General features: G+C 61.8%; 20 protein-coding genes. 12 read left to right on the forward strand and 8 right to left on the reverse strand.

Translation table 11 applies throughout. The annotated features are described in order from the left end of the window. Nucleotides 1-7: 7 nt before the first annotated feature. From lpdA to K6N12_RS08555, 6 genes are all read left to right on the forward strand, one after another. On the forward strand, nt 8-1453 hold the full coding sequence (lpdA, locus tag K6N12_RS08530) for a dihydrolipoyl dehydrogenase (RefSeq protein ID WP_097625374.1): 1446 nt from the start codon (nt 8-10) through the stop codon (nt 1451-1453). A gap of 120 nt (nt 1454-1573) precedes the next feature. After that, complete coding sequence (locus K6N12_RS08535; protein WP_003539329.1) at nt 1574-1828, forward strand: GlsB/YeaQ/YmgE family stress response membrane protein; 255 nt, start codon at nt 1574-1576, stop codon at nt 1826-1828. Nucleotides 1829-1842: 14 nt separating this feature from the next. Then, the gene (locus K6N12_RS08540; protein WP_097625375.1) at nt 1843-2091 is read left to right on the forward strand and encodes a GlsB/YeaQ/YmgE family stress response membrane protein; all 249 of its coding nucleotides are present in this window, start codon (nt 1843-1845) and stop codon (nt 2089-2091) included. Nucleotides 2092-2242: 151 nt separating this feature from the next. Continuing rightward, a complete protein-coding gene (lipA, locus tag K6N12_RS08545; protein WP_054183185.1) occupies nt 2243-3214 on the forward strand; it encodes a lipoyl synthase in 972 nt (323 codons plus the stop codon). A gap of 221 nt (nt 3215-3435) precedes the next feature. Next, on the forward strand, nt 3436-4029 hold the full coding sequence (locus K6N12_RS08550) for a P-loop NTPase family protein (RefSeq protein WP_097625376.1): 594 nt from the start codon (nt 3436-3438) through the stop codon (nt 4027-4029). Nucleotides 4030-4038: 9 nt separating this feature from the next. Then, entirely contained in the window at nt 4039-4491 is a 453-nt protein-coding gene (locus K6N12_RS08555; RefSeq protein WP_003586640.1) for a type II toxin-antitoxin system RatA family toxin, read from the forward strand. On the opposite strand, the gene K6N12_RS08560 is transcribed toward K6N12_RS08555, so the two are convergent. Together K6N12_RS08560 and K6N12_RS08565 are read right to left on the reverse strand one after the other, a co-directional pair. Next, nucleotides 4476-5006, reverse strand: a complete 531-nt coding sequence (locus K6N12_RS08560; RefSeq protein ID WP_097625377.1) for a CinA family protein — start codon at nt 5004-5006, stop codon at nt 4476-4478. The genes K6N12_RS08555 and K6N12_RS08560 overlap by 16 nt on opposite strands. Further along, a complete protein-coding gene (locus K6N12_RS08565) occupies nt 5003-6223 on the reverse strand; it encodes a bifunctional 2-C-methyl-D-erythritol 4-phosphate cytidylyltransferase/2-C-methyl-D-erythritol 2,4-cyclodiphosphate synthase (RefSeq protein WP_097625378.1) in 1221 nt (406 codons plus the stop codon). Before K6N12_RS08565 ends, K6N12_RS08560 begins: the two co-directional genes overlap by 4 nt. Nucleotides 6224-6368: 145 nt before the next feature. On the opposite strand from K6N12_RS08565, the gene dusB reads away from it, so the two are divergent. The 4 genes from dusB (at nt 6369) to K6N12_RS08585 (ending at nt 11512) form a co-directional block, all read left to right on the forward strand. Next, nucleotides 6369-7385, forward strand: a complete 1017-nt coding sequence (gene dusB / locus K6N12_RS08570) for a tRNA dihydrouridine synthase DusB (RefSeq protein WP_179867104.1) — start codon at nt 6369-6371, stop codon at nt 7383-7385. Then, nucleotides 7382-8536: a two-component system sensor histidine kinase NtrB gene (locus tag K6N12_RS08575; protein WP_097625380.1), complete on the forward strand. Its 1155-nt coding sequence runs from the start codon at nt 7382-7384 to the stop codon at nt 8534-8536. Before dusB ends, K6N12_RS08575 begins: the two co-directional genes overlap by 4 nt. Next, the gene (ntrC, locus tag K6N12_RS08580) at nt 8533-9984 is read left to right on the forward strand and encodes a nitrogen regulation protein NR(I) (RefSeq protein WP_097625381.1); all 1452 of its coding nucleotides are present in this window, start codon (nt 8533-8535) and stop codon (nt 9982-9984) included. Before K6N12_RS08575 ends, ntrC begins: the two co-directional genes overlap by 4 nt. 538 nt (nt 9985-10522) lie before the next feature. Continuing rightward, nucleotides 10523-11512, forward strand: a complete 990-nt coding sequence (locus K6N12_RS08585) for a potassium channel beta subunit family protein (protein ID WP_097625382.1) — start codon at nt 10523-10525, stop codon at nt 11510-11512. 125 nt (nt 11513-11637) lie between these two features. On the opposite strand, the gene dsdA is transcribed toward K6N12_RS08585, so the two are convergent. The 6 genes from dsdA to K6N12_RS08615 form a co-directional block, all read right to left on the reverse strand. Next, a complete protein-coding gene (dsdA, locus tag K6N12_RS08590) occupies nt 11638-12960 on the reverse strand; it encodes a D-serine ammonia-lyase (protein WP_097625383.1) in 1323 nt (440 codons plus the stop codon). A gap of 34 nt (nt 12961-12994) precedes the next feature. Then, on the reverse strand, nt 12995-13753 hold the full coding sequence (locus K6N12_RS08595; protein ID WP_097625384.1) for an amino acid ABC transporter ATP-binding protein: 759 nt from the start codon (nt 13751-13753) through the stop codon (nt 12995-12997). Between the two features lie 25 nt (nt 13754-13778). Further along, nucleotides 13779-14906, reverse strand: coding sequence for an amino acid ABC transporter permease (locus K6N12_RS08600; protein ID WP_097625385.1), 1128 nt, complete (start codon nt 14904-14906; stop codon nt 13779-13781). After that, complete coding sequence (locus K6N12_RS08605; RefSeq protein ID WP_097625386.1) at nt 14903-16117, reverse strand: ABC transporter permease subunit; 1215 nt, start codon at nt 16115-16117, stop codon at nt 14903-14905. The genes K6N12_RS08600 and K6N12_RS08605 overlap by 4 nt, the downstream gene beginning before the upstream one ends. Nucleotides 16118-16174: 57 nt before the next feature. Next, entirely contained in the window at nt 16175-17209 is a 1035-nt protein-coding gene (locus K6N12_RS08610; RefSeq protein ID WP_097625387.1) for a transporter substrate-binding domain-containing protein, read from the reverse strand. Nucleotides 17210-17513: 304 nt separating this feature from the next. Continuing rightward, entirely contained in the window at nt 17514-18410 is an 897-nt protein-coding gene (locus tag K6N12_RS08615) for a LysR family transcriptional regulator (RefSeq protein ID WP_097625388.1), read from the reverse strand. Between the two features lie 126 nt (nt 18411-18536). On the opposite strand from K6N12_RS08615, the gene K6N12_RS08620 reads away from it, so the two are divergent. Together K6N12_RS08620 and folD are read left to right on the forward strand one after the other, a co-directional pair. After that, entirely contained in the window at nt 18537-19814 is a 1278-nt protein-coding gene (locus tag K6N12_RS08620; protein WP_097625389.1) for a serine hydroxymethyltransferase, read from the forward strand. Between the two features lie 88 nt (nt 19815-19902). Then, a complete protein-coding gene (gene folD / locus K6N12_RS08625; RefSeq protein ID WP_097625390.1) occupies nt 19903-20799 on the forward strand; it encodes a bifunctional methylenetetrahydrofolate dehydrogenase/methenyltetrahydrofolate cyclohydrolase FolD in 897 nt (298 codons plus the stop codon).

Consider the following 20799-nt stretch of genomic DNA (forward strand, 5'->3'; position numbering starts at 1 on the left):
GAAACACATGGCTGAATCCTACGACGTCATCATCATCGGCTCCGGTCCCGGCGGCTATGTCGCCGCCATCCGCGCCGCTCAGCTCGGCCTCAAGACCGCGATAGTCGAGCGCGAGCATATGGGCGGCATCTGCCTGAACTGGGGCTGCATCCCCACAAAGGCGCTGCTGCGCTCGGCCGAGGTGCTGGATCACGCCAATCACTTCAAGGATTTCGGCCTCGTCCTCGAAGGCACGGTCAAGCCGGATGCCAAGGCCGTCGTTGGCCGCTCGCGCGCCGTCTCCGCCCGCCTCAACGCCGGCGTCGGCTTCCTGATGAAGAAGAACAAGATCGACATCATCTGGGGCGAGGGAAAGATCACCAAACCAGGCGAGATCGTCGTCGGCAAGTCGTCGAAGCCGGTCGTCGAGCCGCAGCACCCGCTGCCGAAGAATGTCAAGGGCGAGGGCACCTACACCGCCAAGCACATCATCATCGCCACCGGCGCCCGCCCGCGCGCGCTGCCCGGCATCGAGCCCGACGGCAAGCTGATCTGGACCTATTTCGAGGCGCTGAAGCCGGATGCGCTGCCGAAGTCGCTGATCGTCATGGGCTCGGGCGCGATCGGCATCGAATTCGCCAGCTTCTACCGCTCGATGGGCGTCGACGTGACGGTTGTCGAAGTCATGCCGACCATCATGCCGGTCGAAGATGCCGAGATCACCGCCATCGCCCGCAAGCAGCTTGAAAAGCGCGGCCTGAAGATCTTCACCAGCGCCAAGGTCACGAAGGTCGAGAAGGGTGCCGGCAGCATCACCGCCCATGTCGAGACTGCGGATGGCAAGGTGCAGCAGATTACCGCCGACCGGATGATCTCCGCCGTCGGCGTTCAGGGCAACATCGAAAATCTCGGATTGGAAGCGCTCGGCATCAAGACCGACCGCGGCTGTGTCGTCGCCGACGGTTACGGCAAGACCAATGTCGCCGGCATCTATGCGATCGGCGACGTTGCCGGCCCGCCGATGCTGGCGCACAAGGCCGAGCATGAGGGTGTCGTCTGCGTCGAAAGGATCGCCGGCCTGCCGAACGTTCATCCGACCGATAAGGGTAAGGTTCCCGGCTGCACCTATTGCAATCCGCAGGTCGCTTCCGTCGGGCTCACCGAAGCGAAAGCCAAGGAACTCGGCCGCGACATTCGCGTTGGTCGCTTCTCCTTCGCGGCAAACGGCAAGGCGATCGCGCTCGGTGAAGACCAGGGCATGGTGAAGGTGATCTTCGACAAGAAGACCGGCGAACTGCTCGGTGCCCACATGGTCGGCGCCGAAGTCACCGAGCTCATCCAGGGCTTCGTCGTTGCGATGAACCTGGAGACGACCGAGGAAGAATTGATGCACACCATCTTCCCGCATCCCACAGTCTCCGAAACGATGAAGGAAGCGGTGCTCGATGCCTATGGCCGCGTGCTGAACGCTTGATAATTTCCAGGGCTGCCCTCTATCCCAGGGCGGCAAGCCGTCCCGCAGAGGCGGCGAAGCCATCCTACGGGATGGCCTAGGCCATCCATCGGGGGCTGGAAAAAACGAAAGGAAATCATCATGTCTATGGAGACGCAGGCGTTGTTGGTGTTTTTGCTGATCGGCCTGGTTGCAGGCTTCCTAGCAAGTCTGGTCGTCGGTGGCGGCGGCTTGATCAGATGCCTGCTGAGCGGAATCATCGGCGCCTTCGTCGGCGGTTATCTGTTCAGCGCGCTCGGCATTTCGCTGGGCATTGAAAACGCGCTGGTCGTGCAGATCATCCACGCCACCGTCGGCGCCATCATCGTGGTGCTGATCGCCAGGGCGGTCGCTTAAGGGTAAGGGCAGGCATGGAAGGCGTGGGCTGGATTTCGGCAATCATCATCGGCGGGCTTGCGGGTTGGCTTGCCGGCAAGCTGATGGAGGCGCGGTATGGGATTTTCCTGAACATTGTGCTCGGCATCGTCGGCTCGGTCGTCGCCACTGCCATCCTCGCTGAGTTCCATGTCCAGCTTGCCGGCGGACGGCTCGGTTATTTCGTGACCGGTTTCCTCGGCGCCTGCCTGCTGATATTCCTTGCGCGGCTGGTGCGGCGCTAAAGTATGTCGCGCAAAAGTGTGCAGCGGTTTTGCGGCAACGACGTGCGGAAAAACAAAGAGCTAAAGCGCGAGGAGCGAATCTGAAAGATCGCGATGCGCTTTAGATCCAAGAGATGATGCCGCTTAGGGGCGGCGGAAAGCTGATACTGCAATGGTGACCATTCTCGATACGATCAATCCTGACGCCAAGCGCGTGCGCCATCCCGAGAAGGCGCATCGGCCCGATACCGAGGTCATGCGCAAGCCGGACTGGATCCGCGTCAAGGCGCCGACCTCCAAGGGCTATGCCGAAACGCGCGCGATCGTGAAGGAGCACAAGCTCGTCACCGTCTGCGAGGAGGCCGGCTGCCCGAATATCGGCGAGTGCTGGGACAAGAAGCACGCGACGTTCATGATCATGGGCGAGATCTGTACGCGCGCCTGCGCCTTCTGCAATGTCGCCACCGGCAAGCCGAACGCGCTCGATATGGCCGAGCCGGAGAACGTCGCCAAGGCGGTCAAGGAAATGGGCCTATCCCACGTCGTCATCACCTCGGTCGACCGCGACGACCTGGAGGACGGCGGCGCCGAACACTTCGAAAAGGTGATCTGGGCGATCCGCGCCGCTTCGCCGGCAACGACGATCGAGATCCTGACGCCGGACTTCCTGAAGAAGCCGGGTGCCTTGGAGCGGGTCGTCGCCGCCAAACCCGACGTCTTCAACCACAATATGGAAACGGTCGCCGGCAATTATCTGACGGTTCGCCCCGGCGCCCGCTACTTCCACTCCATCCGTCTCTTGCAGCGGGTGAAGGAACTCGATCCCACGATGTTCACCAAATCGGGCATCATGGTCGGCCTTGGCGAGGAGCGCAACGAGGTGCTGCAACTGATGGATGACCTGCGCACCGCCGACGTCGATTTCCTGACGATTGGCCAGTACCTGCAGCCGACCCGCAAGCATCACAAGGTCGAAAGCTTCGTCACGCCGGACGAGTTCAAGTCCTACGAGACGGTCGCCTACAGCAAGGGCTTCCTGATGGTTGCCTCCAGTCCGCTGACCCGCTCCTCCCACCACGCCGGCGATGATTTCGCAAGGCTGAGAGCGGCGCGCGAAAAGAAGCTGCTGATGGCAGCTGAGTAAGGGTTCGCGCTCCGCGACATGAGAATATCCTCGCCCTCGCGATCGCCGCATGCCCCTCATCCGCCTGCCGGCACCTTCTCCCCGTAAACGGGGCGAAGGGGATATGCCGCACCCGCCTCCTCAACTTTAACGCTGCGTTTGGCACGTCCCCTCTACCCGTTTACGGGGAGAGGGTTAGGGTGAGGGGCAGCCTTTGGCGCGGACGGACCGAGGACGACACGATGGACCAGAGAGCAGAGCTGCCGCCGCATCAGACGATCACCGACATCGAACAGGCTGCGGAGCATATCCGTAGAGCCGGACGCATCCTCGTCGTGGGCTGCTCGGGTGGTGGAAAATCAACTATTTCGCTGAAGATCGCCAAGCGCTTCGGGCTGCCGTATATTTCGCTCGATCGCGACGTTTTCTGGCTTCCCGGCTGGGTGGTGCGCGAAAGGGCAGAGCAGAGAAATATCATCGCCAGCCGCATCCTCGAAGAACGCTGGATTATGGATGGCAGCAATCCGTCCTCGTTGGACATTCGGATGCCGCGGACCGATTTCGTCCTCTGGGTCCGAATGCCGCGACTTCTCTGTATCTGGGGCGCAATCAGCCGATGGGCGAAATGGATCGGTCGCAACCGCCCGGAAATGGCACCGGGCTGTCCCGAGAAGATCGATTTGGAATTCCTGCGCTTCATCTGGACATTCGAGGAGAAAATCGCACCGCGCATCACCGCCGGCATTGCTGAACATGGCCCTGAAGTACCCGTGCTCCAGCTAAAATCCCGCCGTCAGATGCGTGAGCTTCTTGATCTTCTCGCCCGGCCCGCTTAATTGCCGCCTATGCCGCAATTCGAAACCCATCGTCCCGTCCCGCACACGCCCGATCAGATGTTTGACCTCGTTGCCGATGTCGAGCGCTATCCGGAATTCCTGCCGCTCTGTGAAGCGCTCGCCATCAGGAGCCGCAAAGAGCGCGATGGCAAGATCCTGCTCGTTGCCGATATGACGGTGGGATACAAGGCGATCCGCGAAACCTTCACGACGCAGGTGTTGCTGAACCGCGCCGAGCACGTCATCGAGGTCAAATATATCGACGGCCCGTTCAGATACCTCGACAATCGCTGGCATTTCGCCGAGACGCCGACCGGCGGCTGCACCGTCGATTTCTTCATCGACTACGAGTTCAAGAGCCGCATTCTCGGGGCATTGATGGGCTCGATGTTCGACCGCGCCTTCCGCATGTTCACGGAAGCCTTCGAGACTAGGGCGAGCAGGATCTACGCGCCGGCCTGACGCGGCGATTGCCGGCGTCCGTCAAGGAGGGAGCGCACCATCTCCAGCGCCGTTCCGACCGTTGCCAGCCGAACCTCGCTGCGGCCGATATCGCCATAGAGCATTTTCCGATGGACGAGCGCGCCGGCGCGCGATTGGGCGGCGAGATGCACGAGGCCGACCGGTTTTTCCGCCGATCCGCCGCCGGGGCCGGCAATGCCGGTGACGGCGACGGCGATCGCCGCGCGCGAGCGGAAGAGGGCGCCATGCACCATTTGCCGCGCCGTTTCCTCGGAGACCGCCCCGAAGCGCAAAAGCGTTGCCTCCTGCACGCCAAGCAGCTCCATCTTTGCGGTATTGGTATAGGTGACGAAGCCGCGGTCGACGACGGCGGATGAACCCGATATCTCGGTCAGCGCGCCTGATATCAGCCCGCCGGTGCACGATTCGGCGGTCGAGATCATCAGTCCCGCGGCCGTGAAGTCCCGGATAATCGTCTGCGCCGCCGACAGAATTTCCTCGGGAAAAAGGCTCATCGATTCCCCCCGCGATAGACGACGGTCGCCGTGGCGATCGCCGCGATGCCTTCGCGCCGGCCGACGAAGCCGATCGTCTCGTTGGTCGTCGCCTTAACCGAGCAGCGCTCGATATCGATGCGGAGATACTCCGACAGTCTCATCCGCATGGTCTCGCGATGCGGGCCGACCTTCGGCGCCTCGGCGATCAGCGAGACATCGGCATTCATGATCGTGCCGCCGCGCTCGCGCACGATCCGGGCGGCATGTTCGATGAAGATGCGCGACGCCGCCCCTTTCCATTGCGGGTCGGAGGGTGGGAAATGATCGCCGATATCGCCGGCGCCGCAGGTGGCGAGCAGCGCGTCCGTCAGCGCATGCAGCGCGACGTCGGCATCCGAGTGGCCTTTGAGCTTCTGGTCGTGCGGGATAAACACGCCGCAGAGTGTGACGCCATCACCCGCTACGAGTTGGTGCACGTCGTAGCCATTGCCGGTGCGCACATCAGGAAGCAGCGACGTCGACAGTTTGTCGTCGGCCATGGCGATATCCTTCTTCACCGTGAGTTTGACGTTATCGGCCGCGCCCTCGACGATCGTCACCGGAATGCCCGCCCATTCCGCGATCGAGGCATCGTCGGTGAAATCGCTGCGCCCGCTCGCCGCCGCCTTTTCATGCGCGTCGAGGATCGTTTCGAAGGCGAAGGATTGCGGCGTCTGCGCGGCGTAGAGGTGGTCGCGCGACACCGTCGTCAGCACGGTGCCGGCACTGTCGGCACGTTTCAGCGTGTCTGTGACCGGGATCGCCGGCAGCACTGCCTGCGCGCCGTCGCCAAGGTTCTCGGCGATGCGGTCGAGAAGCGCATGGTCGAAGAACGGCCGCACCGCGTCATGGATCAGCACATGGCTGATTTGCTTGCTCTTGAGGTATCTCAGCCCGGCCAGCACGGATTGCTGCCGGGTCGCGCCGCCATGCACGGTTTCGATCGGGGTTGCCGAGACGATGTGGCGCAACGCCTTTGCAAACAGTGCCTCGTCATCAGGATGAATAACGACGACGATCTCGGTCGTCGGCCCCCACGTCATGAAGTTTTCAAGCGTATGAGCGATAACCGGCTTGCCGCCGATCAGGCGATACTGCTTGGGGCCTTCCTCGGAGGAGCCTGCACGCTCGCCGCGGCCGGCGGCGACGATGACAATTCCAGCCGATATCGGTTGCTTAGAAGGCATTTGCAGCATAAATCCCCTAAATTATGCGGAATTGACCCGAGTGCTCTAACGTCTTGTTTTGGCCTTTTCCAGCATCTGCCCGAAAAATATCGATTTCGATCTTAGCCCCCTTGGCAAGCCGGGGAACAATGGCTAAAAATCATGCAGTTCTATAGTGTGCCCGAAAGATAATCATTTGATTTCCAAGGACCTCGCAGCGCCTTTCCGAATCGGATCCGTATCCGTGCGGAACCGCGTCGTTCTGGCGCCGATGTCCGGCGTCACGGACATGCCCTTCCGCGAACTCGCCTGGCGCTTCGGCGCCGGCCTCGTCGTGACCGAAATGGTGGCGAGCCGCGAACTGGTCAACGACACGGCCGAATCCTGGTCGCGGCTCAAAGCCGCAGGCTTCCGGCCGCATATGGTGCAGCTTGCCGGCCGCGAGGCGCATTGGATGGCGGAGGCGGCGAAGATCGCTGCCGATCATGGCGCCGATATCATCGACATCAATATGGGCTGCCCGGCAAAGAAGGTGATCGGCGGTTACTCCGGCTCGGCGTTGATGCGCGATCCCGATCACGCGCTCGGCCTCATCGAGGCGACGGTCAAGGCCGTCGATATTCCCGTGACGCTGAAGATGCGCCTCGGCTGGGACGAGAGCTCCATCAACGCGCCCGAGATTGCGCGCCGCGCCGAGGCGGCCGGCATACAGCTCGTGACCATTCATGGGCGCACCCGCATGCAATTCTATGAAGGCCGCGCCGATTGGGATGCGATCCGTCCCGTCCGTGAAGAAATCTCCATTCCGCTGATCGCCAATGGCGATGTCGAAACGGCCGAGGACGCGCAGGAAATATTGCGCCGCTCCGGCGCCGATGCCGTCATGATCGGCAGGGGCTGCCAAGGCAGGCCGTGGCATGCCGGTGTGCTTGCCGGTGCAGCGGAGCCTCCGCCACACGAGATCGCCGATATCGCCGTCGAACATTACACGATGATGCTGGATTTCTACGGAGAGGCGGTGGCGATCCGCCACGCCCGCAAGCATCTCGGCTGGTATCTCGACCGTTTCGCCGCTGATCTCGCCGGCGGCGACAAGGCTGTGATCATGACCTCGCGCGATCCGCGCGAGGTGGCCGCGCGCCTTTACGAGGCATTGGCATCGGGTGTTGTCGACAGCCGGGAGGCGGCATGACGAAGGATACGACTTCTCCGCCCGATCAGGCCGGCGGGACCGTCGCCATGGCCGTGCTCAACGCCATCCAGAACCCCGTCGTCATGGTCGACGAATCCGGCTTCGTCGTTTTCGCCAATTGGGAGGCGGAGGCCTTCTTCGGCGCCAGCGCCTCGCATCTGGCGCGTTACCGCATCTCGACCTTCATTCCCTTCGGCAGCCCGCTGCTCGCCCTGATCGACCAGGTGCGGGAGCGCAAGGCCCCGGTCAACGAATATCGCGTCGACCTGAGTTCGCCGCGTCTCGGCCAGGACAAGCTTGTCGACCTCTACGTCGCCCCGGTGCTCAGCGAACCCGGCGCCGTCGTCATCGTCTTTCAGGAACGCTCGATGGCCGACAAGATCGACCGGCAGCTGACGCATCGCGCCGCCGCCCGTTCGGTGACCGGCCTCGCTTCGATGCTGGCGCACGAAATTAAGAACCCGCTCTCCGGCATCCGCGGTGCCGCCCAGCTTCTCGAACAGTCTGCAATCGACGACGACCGGGCGCTGACCCGGCTGATCTGCGATGAAACCGACCGCATCGTCTCGCTGGTCGACCGCATGGAAGTCTTTTCCGACGAGCGTCCGGTCGACCGCATGCCGGTCAATATCCATTCCGTGCTCGATCACGTGAAGGCCGTCGCCAAGGCGGGTTTTGCCCGCAACATCCGCGTGACCGAGAGTTACGACCCGTCGCTGCCGGCCGTCTATGCCAATCGGGATCAGCTCGTGCAGGTCTTCCTCAATCTGGTGAAAAATGCTGCCGAAGCGGTCGGTGACCGGCCGGACGGCGAAATCATGCTGACGACCGCCTATCGCCCGGGCATCCGCCTTTCGGTCGCCGGCACGCGCGAAAAGATCTCGCTGCCGCTGGAGTTCTGCGTCCACGATAACGGTCCTGGCGTTCCCGCCGATCTGCTGCCGCATCTTTTCGATCCGTTCATCACCACCAAGACTAACGGCAGCGGCCTCGGCCTGGCGTTGGTCGCCAAGATCATCGGCGATCACGGCGGCATCATCGAATGCGACAGCCAGAATAGCCGCACGACATTCCGCGTCCTTATGCCGGCGTCGAAGGACGCCTCGCTCGAAGACGCCTCTTCCGCAAGCTCGACAGGACCTTCTCGATGACAGCTACGATCCTCGTTGCAGATGATGATGCGGCCATCCGCACCGTGCTCAACCAGGCTTTGAGCCGCGCCGGCTATGACGTTCGCATCACCTCCAACGCCGCTACCCTCTGGCGCTGGATTTCGGCGGGTGAGGGCGATCTCGTCGTTACCGACGTGGTGATGCCCGACGAAAATGCCTTCGATCTGCTGCCGCGTATCAAAAAGGCGCGTCCCGATCTGCCCGTCCTCGTCATGAGCGCGCAGAACACCTTCATGACCGCCATCAAGGCCTCGGAGAAGGGTGCCTACGACTATCTGCCGAAACCCTTCGATCTCACCGAGCTGATCGGCATTATCGGCCGGGCGCTCGCCGAGCCGAAGCGCAAGCCCGCCAAGCTCGAAGAGGACATGCAGGATGGCATGCCGCTCGTCGGCCGCTCGGCGGCGATGCAGGAAATCTACCGCGTGCTCGCCCGGCTGATGCAGACCGACCTGACGCTGATGATCACCGGCGAATCCGGCACCGGCAAGGAGCTCGTCGCCCGCGCCCTGCATGATTACGGCAAGCGCCGCAACGGCCCCTTCGTCGCGATCAACATGGCGGCAATCCCGCGCGACCTGATCGAATCCGAACTCTTCGGCCACGAGAAGGGCGCCTTCACCGGCGCGCAGACCCGATCGACCGGCCGCTTCGAGCAGGCCGAAGGCGGCACGCTGTTCCTCGACGAAATCGGCGACATGCCGATGGACGCCCAGACCCGGCTCCTGCGCGTGCTGCAGCAGGGCGAATACACCACCGTCGGCGGCCGTACGCCAATCCGCACCGACGTGCGCATCGTCGCCGCCACCAACAAAGATTTGAAACAGGCGATCAACCAAGGCCTCTTCCGCGAGGATCTCTATTATCGCCTCAACGTCGTGCCGCTGCGCCTGCCGCCGCTGCGCGACCGCGCCGAGGACATTCCCGATCTCGTGCGCCATTTCATCCAGCAGGCGGAGAAGGAGGGACTCGGCTCCAAGCGCTTCGATCAGGAAGCGCTGGAACTGATGAAGGCCTATGCCTGGCCGGGCAATGTCCGCGAGCTGGAAAACCTCATCCGCCGCCTGATGGCGCTCTATCCTCAGGATGTCATCACCCGCGAGATCATCGACGCGGAACTTCGCTCCGACGTGCCCGACAGCCCGATCGACAAGGGTCCGATGCGCAGCGGCTCGATGACGATTGCCCAGGCCGTCGAGGAGAATATGCGCACCTATTTCTCGGGCTTCGGCGAAAACCTGCCGCCGCCCGGCCTCTACGACCGCGTGCTGACGGAAATGGAATATCCGCTGATCCTCGCTGCGCTGACGGCAACGCGCGGCAACCAGATCAAGGCGGCCGATCTTCTCGGCCTCAACCGCAACACGCTGCGCAAGAAAATCAGGGAGCTTGGTGTCTCGGTCTATAGAAGCTCGCGCACCGCCTGAATGAAAACTGGCTGAATGAAAAGAGGGCGGCGGGCCCTCATGTTGCCCACCGCCCACTTCCTCCCGGCGTCCGCCGCCACGGTCGGGAAGAGAATTGAATCTAGCTGAGCCGGGTCGCGGTTTATATCCGGGCGGACAAACAAAAGCGCAGTGTCATTCAACGGTCACAGAGCATTTGCGACGTGCGGATTGCCGCCCGGCGAATGTCATTGAAGTTGCTGTGGTCGTAGCCGCCGTGCCTGTGGATAGGCTGTGGATAACAGGTGGATGACCCGGGCGATCGGCGGGCGATAACGTCCGCAACTCCACTTGCATGTTGCCAATCCGTTCCGAATCTCGTCATCTGCCTCAGCTGCTGTCGACCTCCGCCGCAAACGTCGTCGATTGCATGCAACGGGCGCTCCGGCTGATGTCGTCGAGCGCCCTTTTGCTTTCCGCTCCTCGCATATCGACGTTCATGCCATAGATTACGCGAGTCGGTCGTCGATCGATCGCGCAATGCCGGCGAGCGGCCGGCACGTTTTTCAGGAGCTGCATGATGGAATATCGTCGTCTGGGAAAGTCGGGTCTGCAAGTGAGCGAGTTCTCCTTCGGCTCATGGGTGACATTCGGCAAGCAGGTCAATGGTGGCGACGCCGTCGACCTGATGAAGCTTGCCTATGACAATGGGGTGAACTTCTTCGACAATGCCGAAGGATACGAAAGCGGCAAGTCCGAGATCGTCATGGGCGAGGCGCTGAAATCGCTTGGCTGGAGCCGCGACAGCTTCGTCGTCTCCAGCAAGGTGTTCTGGGGAGGCCAGAAGCCGACGCAGCGCGGCCTTTCGCGCAAGCACGTGACCGATGCCTGCCATGCCGCGTTGAAGAGACTTCAGGTCGATTACCTCGACCTCTATTTCTGCCATCGCCCGGATATCGACACGCCGGTCGAGGAAACGGTCCGGGCGATGCACGATCTTGTCGCCCAGGGCAAGGTGCTCTATTGGGGCACCTCGGAATGGTCGGCGCAGCAACTGACGGAAGCCTATGCCGTGGCCCGCGATCTGCGCATCACGCCGCCGACCATGGAGCAGCCGCAGTACAATATCTTCGAACGCCACAAGGTCGAATCCGATTATCTGCCGCTCTACGACCTCATCGGCCTCGGCACCACGATCTGGTCTCCGCTCGCCTCAGGCGTCCTGACCGGCAAATACAATAACGGTGTGCCGGCCGACAGCCGTATGAACCTGCCGGGCTACGAATGGCTGAAAGAGAAGTGGTCCAGCGATGCCGGCCGCGCCCAGCTCAAACAGGTTGGCGAACTCGCCAAGCTTGCCGACGAGATCGGCCTGTCGATCACCCATCTCGCCCTGCTGTGGTGCCTCGCCAACCGCAACGTCTCCACCGTCATTCTCGGCGCCTCGCGCGCCAGCCAGCTGCAGGACAATCTTGCGGCCCTGTCCCACAGGCAGAAGATGACGCCTGAGGTACTGGACCGGATCGATGGGATCGTCGGAAACAAACCGGAAGCCCCGCGTCGATTCTAGAACCTGTCGCGCGAGACTTTGCGCTAACGACCTGCATGAAAATAGAGACCTAAAGGCTGCGGCATCAGGTCGACAGGCGCGGATCGTTCCCGACCCGCGCCTGTGGCACCATTCGGCATGCGGGACTACGCGAGGGCTTCCGCCTGACGGAGAAAGTTCTGGAACTGCTCCTCCGGGACGAACGAGCCGCCTGTCGTCCAGAGCACGTGCGTCGCTCGCGACATCTTCTCCGCAACGCCCTGTTCAGCCTGGAAACGCCGGCCTTCGCTGTGGCGCAAGAGGAAGTCGGGCCCGAGCAAGGCGGCGGCGGCCGAAGGCTCCAGCTTCTGCCTTTGGGTGATCCACGCCATGCGAAGCAGTTTGAACAGATCATTGTCGGCGGTCGTGTAGACGCCGGCGAGCATCTCTCGCATCACTTTGGCCACGAAGGCCGACATACGGGCGACGGCCATGCCGTCGGCTTCGGTCTTGTTGGTCAGGCCGACGTCATAGACCGACACCAGCTCCTGCGAACCCGACATCATGTGGACGAGGGCGCAGGGCGACTGCACCGGCTCGACGAAGAAGGCGTGCACATTGTCGCCGAAGATCGCCTTGGCGCCGAAGGCGACGCCCCCCGGTGCGCCGCCGATGCCGGAGGGCAAGTAGAGGAAAAGCGGATTTTCCTCGTCGATCGTGATCCCGCGCTCGTCGAGCTGCGTTGCCAGCTCTGACGCCGCCGCGCTGTAGCCGAGGAACAGGTGCCGAGACTGCTCGTCGTCGACGAAATAGATCGTTGGGTCGGTGTCGGCGATGTCGCGGGCGTTTTCGACGGCGGTCGTATAGTCAGCCTCGTGCTGGATGACATCGACGCCGAGCTTCCGCAGGCGCTCGACCTTCCAGGCCTTGGCGTCGGACGACATGTGGACCGTGGCTTTGAAGCCAAGCGCGCGCGCGGCGATGCCGACGCTCAAGCCGAGATTGCCGGTGCTGCCCACCGCCACGGTATGGCCTGAAAATAACGAGCGGGCCTCTTCCGTTGCCAGCTTCCGGATATCCTCGCCGGCGCCGAGCAGTCCCTTCTGACGGGCGAGGCCTTCTGCAAAGAGGAAAACCTCGTAGACGCCGCCGCGCGCCTTGATGGAGCCGGCAACCGGCAGGTGGCTGTCGGCCTTGATGAAGACGTTGCCGAACTCTCTCGTTCGGTAGCCGAGCGCCTCGCGGAGTTTCTTGAGTTCCACCAGTTCGGAGCGGATCTCGCCGCCCGTATCCTTCAGTTCCGGAAAGCATTCGGCAAGAACCGGCGCCAAGCGCTGCCAGTTCTGGCGCGCGCTCTGCACGTCGGCCGGTGAAACCGGCAGGTCCGAGGTGTCGATCGCCTGTTTCCGATAGGATGGATTGAGCCAGAGGGTGGGGCGGCCTGCGAGAACATCATCGCGAGCAGGATCACTGGGGAGTATCGTGTTCATGGACATTTCCATTCGTGAGCCGGGCTGCGGTTGGTCAGTGTCTCAGGACGCGGGCGAGGAAAGAGCGAGCCCGGTCGTTTTTCGGATTTTCGAAGAACTCGTCCGGCTTCCCGACCTCGATGATCGAGCCTTGGTCGATGTAAACGACGCGGTCGGCGACCTCTCTGGCGAAACCCATTTCGTGCGTCACCACCATCATGGTCATGCCTTCGGCGGCCAGTTCCCGCATGACGTCGAGGACTTCGCCGACCATTTCCGGATCGAGCGCGCTGGTGGGCTCGTCGAACAGCATCAAATGCGGCTCCATGGCGAGCGAGCGCGCGATGGCCACGCGTTGCTGCTGACCGCCGGACAACTGGCCCGGATATTTGTGCGCATGCGCCTTGAGGCCGACGCGGTCGAGGAGCTTCATGGCGGTCGCTTCGGCTTCTTCCCGCGACTTTTTGCGGACCCGCATCGGCGCGATGGCGATATTGTCCAGCACCGTCTTGTGCGGGAACAGGCCGAATTGCTGGAATACCATGCCGACGCCCTTACGGATCGCCGCGAGTTCGCGTTCTCCGCCGAGCTTCCGGTCGGCCTCGACCGGCATGTCATAGCCGTCCACGACGAGGCTGCCGGTCTGGTACATTTCGAGGCCGTTGACGCAGCGGATGAGGGTCGACTTTCCTGAGCCACTGGCCCCGAGGATGACCATGACTTCACCGCGTGTGACGGCGAGATCGATGTCCTTGAGCACATGGTGGGCGCCGTAGAACTTGTTCATGCTTTTCATTTCGACGATGGCGTTCATCGTGATGTCTCCGTGTTGGAACAGCTCAGCGCGCACTCGTTGCCATATGGTCTTCGAGCTTTCTGGCGGCATAGGTGATCATCGAGCCGACCAGGAAATAGGTGACGAGCAGGAACGAGAGGACTTCGAAAGTCCGGTCGCCATATTGCGGGTTCGCCAGGATCATCTGCCCCGCGCGGAGAAAATCCGTCAGCCCGATGATGAAGACGAGCGGCGCGGAGTTGAAGATGTCGAGCACGTTGCCGACCAGCGGCGCCACCACGACCCGGAGCGCCTGTGGCAGAACGATCGAGCGGTTGATGTCGAATTCGCTGATGCCGAGAGACCTTGCCGCCTCGGTCTGGGCGCGCGGAACCGCCTGAAGCCCGCTTCGGACATATTCGGCGACATAGGCGGAGTAGAAGATCGTGAAGCCGATCATGCCGCGCGCGACGTCGGCCAGTCCCAACTGCGGTGCAAGGACCGGCATGAGAATCCAGATCCAGTAAACGACGAGGATGAGCGGCACCGAGCGCATGACTTCGATGTACCAGGTGCAGATGATCCTGAGACTTGAGTGCCGGCTCTGCCGTCCGAACGCGAGCAGGATGCCGATCGGCAGAGACAGGACCGACGTCACCAGCGTCAGCAGGACGCTGAGAAGAAGTCCGCCCCAGAGCTCCACGCCCGGAGGGGCCATGACCGCAACGACGACGATGAAGCCCGTAAACGCCGCAGCAGGCATCGCCTTCCTGGACAATGGCACATACGACGTCAGCACCCATCCCAGCGAGGTTGCGGCAACGATGCCTGCCGCGGACAGGGCGTTCTGCGGATCGCCATGATCGACGATCAAAATCAACAAGGGAACGAGAGCGAGAACCAGCCCATGGTGAGGCTTGAACGAAAACACGCAGCCGAGACCGGCGCCGAGGGTCGCTGCCATGATCGCCGACGCCGTCCATGCGCGCCACGCCTGATCGGCTGGAAAAACGCCGATCATCAGCACCCGCAGGCTCTGCACGATGATATCCCACCTTGCCGTGGTGAGCGCCCAGTCAAGGATCGAACAGGCAATCCAGAGAACGCCCGGAATGACCAGCAGCGACAGGGCGACGTCGAAAGGCTTTCCAAACAGGTTGTGGCGGGTCCATTTTATTGAGGTGGCGATCATTGCGACACTCCCATGGGGTTAAGACGGCGGTTCGCCCAGTACACCGACGAACTGATGATCCAGCTGAGGACCAGGTAGGACGCCATGACGATGATGATGCCTTCAAGGCTGTGGCCGGTCTGATTGGCGATCGTCCCGTAAATGTTGAACAGATCCGGAAATCCGACCGCGATCCCGAGCGCGGTGTTTTTGGTCAGGCTGATATACTGATTGCCGAAGGAGGGGAGAACGACGCGGAACACTTGCGGAAGGATGATGTCGTTGACGGTGTCGCGCCGGCTGAGCCCCAGCGATCCGGCGGCTTCCCATTGGGCCTTCGGAAGAGCGTCGATCGCGCCGCGGACGGTTTCGGCGATGAAGGAAGCGCTGCTCACGACGACGGCAACGAGAAGGGCTGCCATCTCCGGGCTGATGCTCGTTCCCCCGCTGGCCTTGAACTTGTTGGCGACGGGGAAATTCACGATCATCCCGCCGGTCGCGACCAGCAGCCCGAGGCAGACGACCGCCGCGCCGACGCATATCCGCCGCGCTCCACGGATGGGGTCGAATATTGCGCCGAGCGCCGACACTCCTGTGGCGGTGACCAGGATCAGCGAAAGGGTGGATGCGCCGCCGGTCCAGGACAGCGTGGGGAGGTATATGCCTTGCTGGCTGACGATAAGGCCACCGTAGAGCTTTGCTGCAGACGCCATTGGCGGAAAGTGCAGTACGACCGCGAAATACCAGAAGACAAGCTGTATGAGCAGCGGCGTGTTGCGAACGAATTCGACGATCCAGAAACAGAGATTTCTCACCACCCAGTTGGTCGACAGACGGCCGACGCCGAGCATCGTTCCGAGGATCGTGCTGAGGATGATCGCCAGCAGTGCGATCTTGGCGGTGTTGAAAATGCCTGTGACGAAAGCCGACGCGATCGACATCTCCGAAGAGAACTGGGCGAGGTTGGGGACGAAGCCTTCAACAGACGTCAGCGTTAATCCTTCGCTAATATCGAAGCCGGCGGTGTTAGCAAGAAACGAGAAGCTGAACCGTATGCCCTTCTCGGCAAGCCCCGCCTTGACCGCATATGCCAGGATGCCGAGCAGCACGACGACCAGAGCGACGATTCCCAGCTGGATCGCTTCGTGCCGGATGCGATTGCGCAGGCGCAGCGACCTCAGCCTATCGTTGTCTGGCATGCCGTGGATCGCACTCGTTTCGTGGATTGTCATGTTCAGGCTCCAAGTGCTTGGGGGGCGGAACGACATGGTTCCGACCCCCGGCCGGCGTCAGTTCCAGAGCGGCGAGTAGATTGCGCCACCCTGCGTCCACAAGGCGTTCGGCGTGCCCCTGCGGTCGAGATACATCTTGGTCTTCGGACCGAGGTTGCGATCATAGGCCTCGCCGTAGTTGCCGACGGCCTTGATCGCCTGAGCCATGAAGTCGTCGGAGAGGCCGAAGTCCTTGCCGTAGCCGCCGCCATTGCTGCCGAGGAACTTCTGAATGAAGGGATCCTCGCTCTTCAGCTTTTCGGCCAGATTGGCCTGGGTGATCTCGGACTCCTCGGCCTGGAAGAGGCCGTACTCGATCCAGCGCAGCGCATTGCGCCACTTGGAGTCGTTGGCAGCCACGAAGCCGCCGAACGGAGACTTGTCCAGCGTATCCGGGAGGATCAGATAGTCGGCTGGCTTCGGTGCATTCCCCGCCCAGGCGGCAAGAGCTGATTTGTCGGTGCTCATCGCATTGCAACGACCCGAGTTGAGCGCGGAGAAAAGCTTCTCGAGGTTTTCATAGGTCAGGACCTTGGAGTCCTTCCAACCACGCGCCTTGAAGACAGCAGCCAGAACCGTCTCGGTGGCCGATCCCTGGGTGGTGCAGATTGTTGCACCATCGAGGTCTGCGAATTCCTTGATCCCGGCATCAGTTTTCACCATGAGGCCGGTACCGTCGTAGAAGTTGATCGGCAGAAAATCGATCGCGATTGACGATTCACGCGCCGGTTTGATCGTGGTGTGGGCGAAGACGACATCGACCTGGCCGGTGAGAACTGCGTCAAAGCGGCTCTTGTCGGTCACCGTGATGAACTTGACCTTGGCGGCGTCGCCGAGAACGCCGGCGGCAACCGCCTTGCAGAAGTCGACATCGAGCCCTTCCATCTGTCCGGTCGTGGTATTGAGATACCCGAAGCCGGGAGCGGTGTTATCGGTGCCGCAGTTGAGCACACCGCGCTGCTTGACCGTGTCGAGAACGGAAGCGGAAGCATTGGCCGCCGTGAACGCAACGCCTGCGAAAACGCCGGCAGTCAGGATTTTGAGTAGTTTCATCGAAGTTCCCCTTTCGGATCGCATAGTGACGGTGACGCCAAATCAATGAGCAATGGCTCGATCGAAAGTCCGGTAAGACGCTGGAGGCGTTATCGCCTTTCTGAATACGTCGTTCCCATTATTGGCCAAGGTCTGCGTGCGATCCTCGCTCCCAGTCCCATCAATTGGCAGATGGACAGTAGGAGCGGGGTCTCTTCAAATCTACTTAATTCTCCTGAGGTGATACATTAGGAAATCTGTTGGTTTTGCCCCGATGCCCCCGTGAGGTTTATCGGGGTGGTGCTCGGTGCGCCGGCACCCGGCGTCAGGAGAGGGGCGGCTTCTCGGCCATCCGGTCGAGGAACGCCTGAAGGGCCGGACTGCGCTTTTCCTCTGTCCGGAAGGCGATAAATATCCTCCGGCGGATTTCCGGAACGAGCCTGCAGACCCAGACGTCTTCGAGATCGTAGCTGGCGCGCAGGCCAGGCAGGATCGAGATGCCGTAATTCTGCCGGATTAGCGCGATGGTCACTTCGAAACCTTTGCATCTCGCTACGATGTTGGGCTTGAAGCCCTCTTCCTGACAGGCTTCCACCAGCATCCTCGTATAGGTGTCGGACGCGGTGTCGATCGCCCACCGCTCATCCCGAAGCTCATGCAGGCCGACGGTCGGCCGCTCCGACAGCCTGTGATCCCTCGAGACCATGACGTTGAAGACGTCCTCCATCAGGAAGATCGTCTCGATGTTGGGATCGAGCGCGCCGGTCGGTATGTTCAAGTCATCGATAATCGCGACGTCAGTCTGCCAGCTGCGCAGCGCGGCAACGCTTTCGCCCGGCTCCATTTCTTCGAACTGGACGGTGAGGTGAGGGTGCCGTTCGGCGAGATCGTAGACGACCTTCGGAATGAGGGCGGCGGCCACGGAAGGAAACGCCGCCACCCGAAGTTCGCCGGAAACGACGCTTTTCAATTCAGCGATGTCTGCTTTCGCCGATTCGATTTCGATGAGGATCTTCTCTGCCCGCAGCACCAGCTGCTGGCCGGCGGGCGTCATGACAACGCCCCGGCCGCGTCGCTCGACGAGCCGTATGCCGACCTCTTCTTCAAGAAGCGCAATTTGTTGCGACACGGCCGACGGCGAGACGTGCAAGGCTTCTGCCACCGCGGCCATGGTCTTGCGGATCGACAGTTCGCGCAGCGCCCGCAGACGTCCGACATCCATTTCGACCTCCTCGCAGCTCCGAAATCATTAGCATGTCTGAACGTATAAGCAAATATTATTAACTTTTTCTGGTGTTTCGATCGATCTAGGGTCCGCCTCACGAATTCGAGGAATTGGAGAACTCAGATGACCAACGCTGCAAGGGTGCATTTCAACACCACCGTCCAGGAGGCTGATCCACTCGTCGCCGATGCCCTCGCGTCCGAGCGGGCCCGCCAGCAGAACCAGATTGAGCTCATCGCTTCGGAGAATATCGTCAGCCGTGCGGTTCTGGACGCCTTGGGGCACGAGATCACCAATAAGACGCTCGAAGGCTATCCGGGCAACCGTTTTCACGGTGGCGGGCAGTTCGTCGACATTGCCGAACAGGCCGCGATCGACCGCGCCAAGCAGCTGTTCAATTGCGGCTACGCCAACGTCCAGCCGCATTCGGGGACGCAGGCCAACCTTGCCGTCTTCTTCCTGCTGCTGAAGCCAGGCGAAAAGGTGCTATCGCTGGACCTTGCGGCCGGTGGCCACCTGTCGCACGGCATGAAGGCGAACCTGTCGGGCCGCTGGTTCGACGCCAACAATTACAGCGTCAACCCGCAGAACGAGGTCATCGACCTCGATGAGATGGAGCGCATCGCCGAAGAGATCCGCCCGAAGCTGCTGATCACCGGTGGTTCGGCATATCCGCGCGAACTCGACTTCGAGCGCATGTCGAAGATCGCAAAGAAGGTCGGCGCCCACTTCCTGGTGGATATGGCCCATATCGCCGGCCTTGTTGCAGGCGGCGTCCATCCTTCGCCGTTCCCGCATGCCGACATCGTGACCTGCACCACGACCAAGACGCTGCGCGGTCCGCGTGGCGGCCTGATCCTCACGAACAACGAGGAATGGTACAAGAAGCTGCAAGCGGCAGTGTTTCCCGGCGTCCAGGGCTCGCTGCACAGCAACGTCCTGGCCGCCAAGGCGATCTGCCTGGGCGAAGCCCTCCGCGACGATTTCAAGGTCTATGCCCGCCAGGTCGTGGCGAACGCGAAAGTCCTCGCCGAAACGCTTGCCGATCGTGGTATTCGCATCGTTTCCGGCGGCACCGACACCCACATCATCCTGCTCGATCTGTCGAGCAAGGGACTGCTTGGAAAACAGGCCGAGACGCTGCTCGCCAAGGCGAACATCACATCCAACAAGAACCCGATCCCCGGCGACAGTCCCCGTCCTCCGGAGTGGGTGGGCATGCGCCTTGGCTCGTCCGCTGCGACGACGCGCGGCCTGAAGGAGGAGGAATTCCGGGTCCTCGGCCATGTCATCGCGGATCTCATCGACGCCGAAACAGAGGGCAGGACCGACGAGATCGTCGGAACCGCCCGGGCGAAGATCGCGGAATTAACCGAGAAGTTCCCGGTCTACGGCCACTAGGCAACGTACCCACGATGCGGAAATGCCCCGCCCACATCGCTAGGCGCGGCATTTTGCCGGTTGGAGCTTGGATGCAATGGAGCACACCATGGGAATGGACAGATTCACACGCGCCGCAAACATCGACGGCAAAGCGTACGCAGCAGGGCTCCTCGAGCGCATCAAGACCGATGTCGAAACGCTCAAGGCAACGACTGGAACCGTTCCCGGTCTGGCCGTCGTTCTGGTGGGGCACGACCCGGCAAGCGCAATCTACGTGAGTTCAAAGCGCCGTCAGACCGTTGCCGCCGGGATGCGGTCCTTCGAATATCGGCTTGCTCAGGAAACCACGCAGGGCGAACTTCTTGACCTCGTGCATCACCTTAACAACGATGCAGAAGTACATGGAATTCTTGTTCAGTTGCCGCTGCCGGCGCATTTGGATCCGAACTCCGTGATCCAGGCCATCAATCCCGACAAGGATGTCGACGGCTTCCATGTATCGAATGCCGGCCGCCTTGCCACCGGCAACCCGGCTTTGATTCCCTGTACGCCGCTCGGCTGCATGATGCTCATTAAGGATACGCTCGGCGAGAGCCTCTCCGGCCTTCATGCCGTCATCGTCGGCAAGTCCAACATCGTCGGAAAGCCGATGGCGCAGATGCTGATGAATGCCCACTGTACCGTCACGGTCGTTCACTCGCAGACAAGGAACGCGGCGGAGCTCTGCCGGACAGCCGACATTCTTGTCGTCGCGGCAGGTCGGGCAGGCTTGGTTCGTGGTGACTGGATCAAACCCGGCGCCGTCGTGATCGACGTCGGCATCAATCGGATCCAGGACGGCGAAAAATCACGGATCGTCGGCGACGTGGCATATGGCGAAGCCGGCCACGCGCGCGCCATCACGCCGGTGCCGGGCGGCGTCGGCCCGATGACGATCGCATGCCTGCTGTCCAACACGCTCGCCGCATTCCGCCGTCATCACGCGATGATTGCCGCGGCCTGA

This window comes from Rhizobium redzepovicii (assembly GCF_019793435.1).
GTDB classification, from domain to species: domain Bacteria; phylum Pseudomonadota; class Alphaproteobacteria; order Rhizobiales; family Rhizobiaceae; genus Rhizobium; species Rhizobium redzepovicii.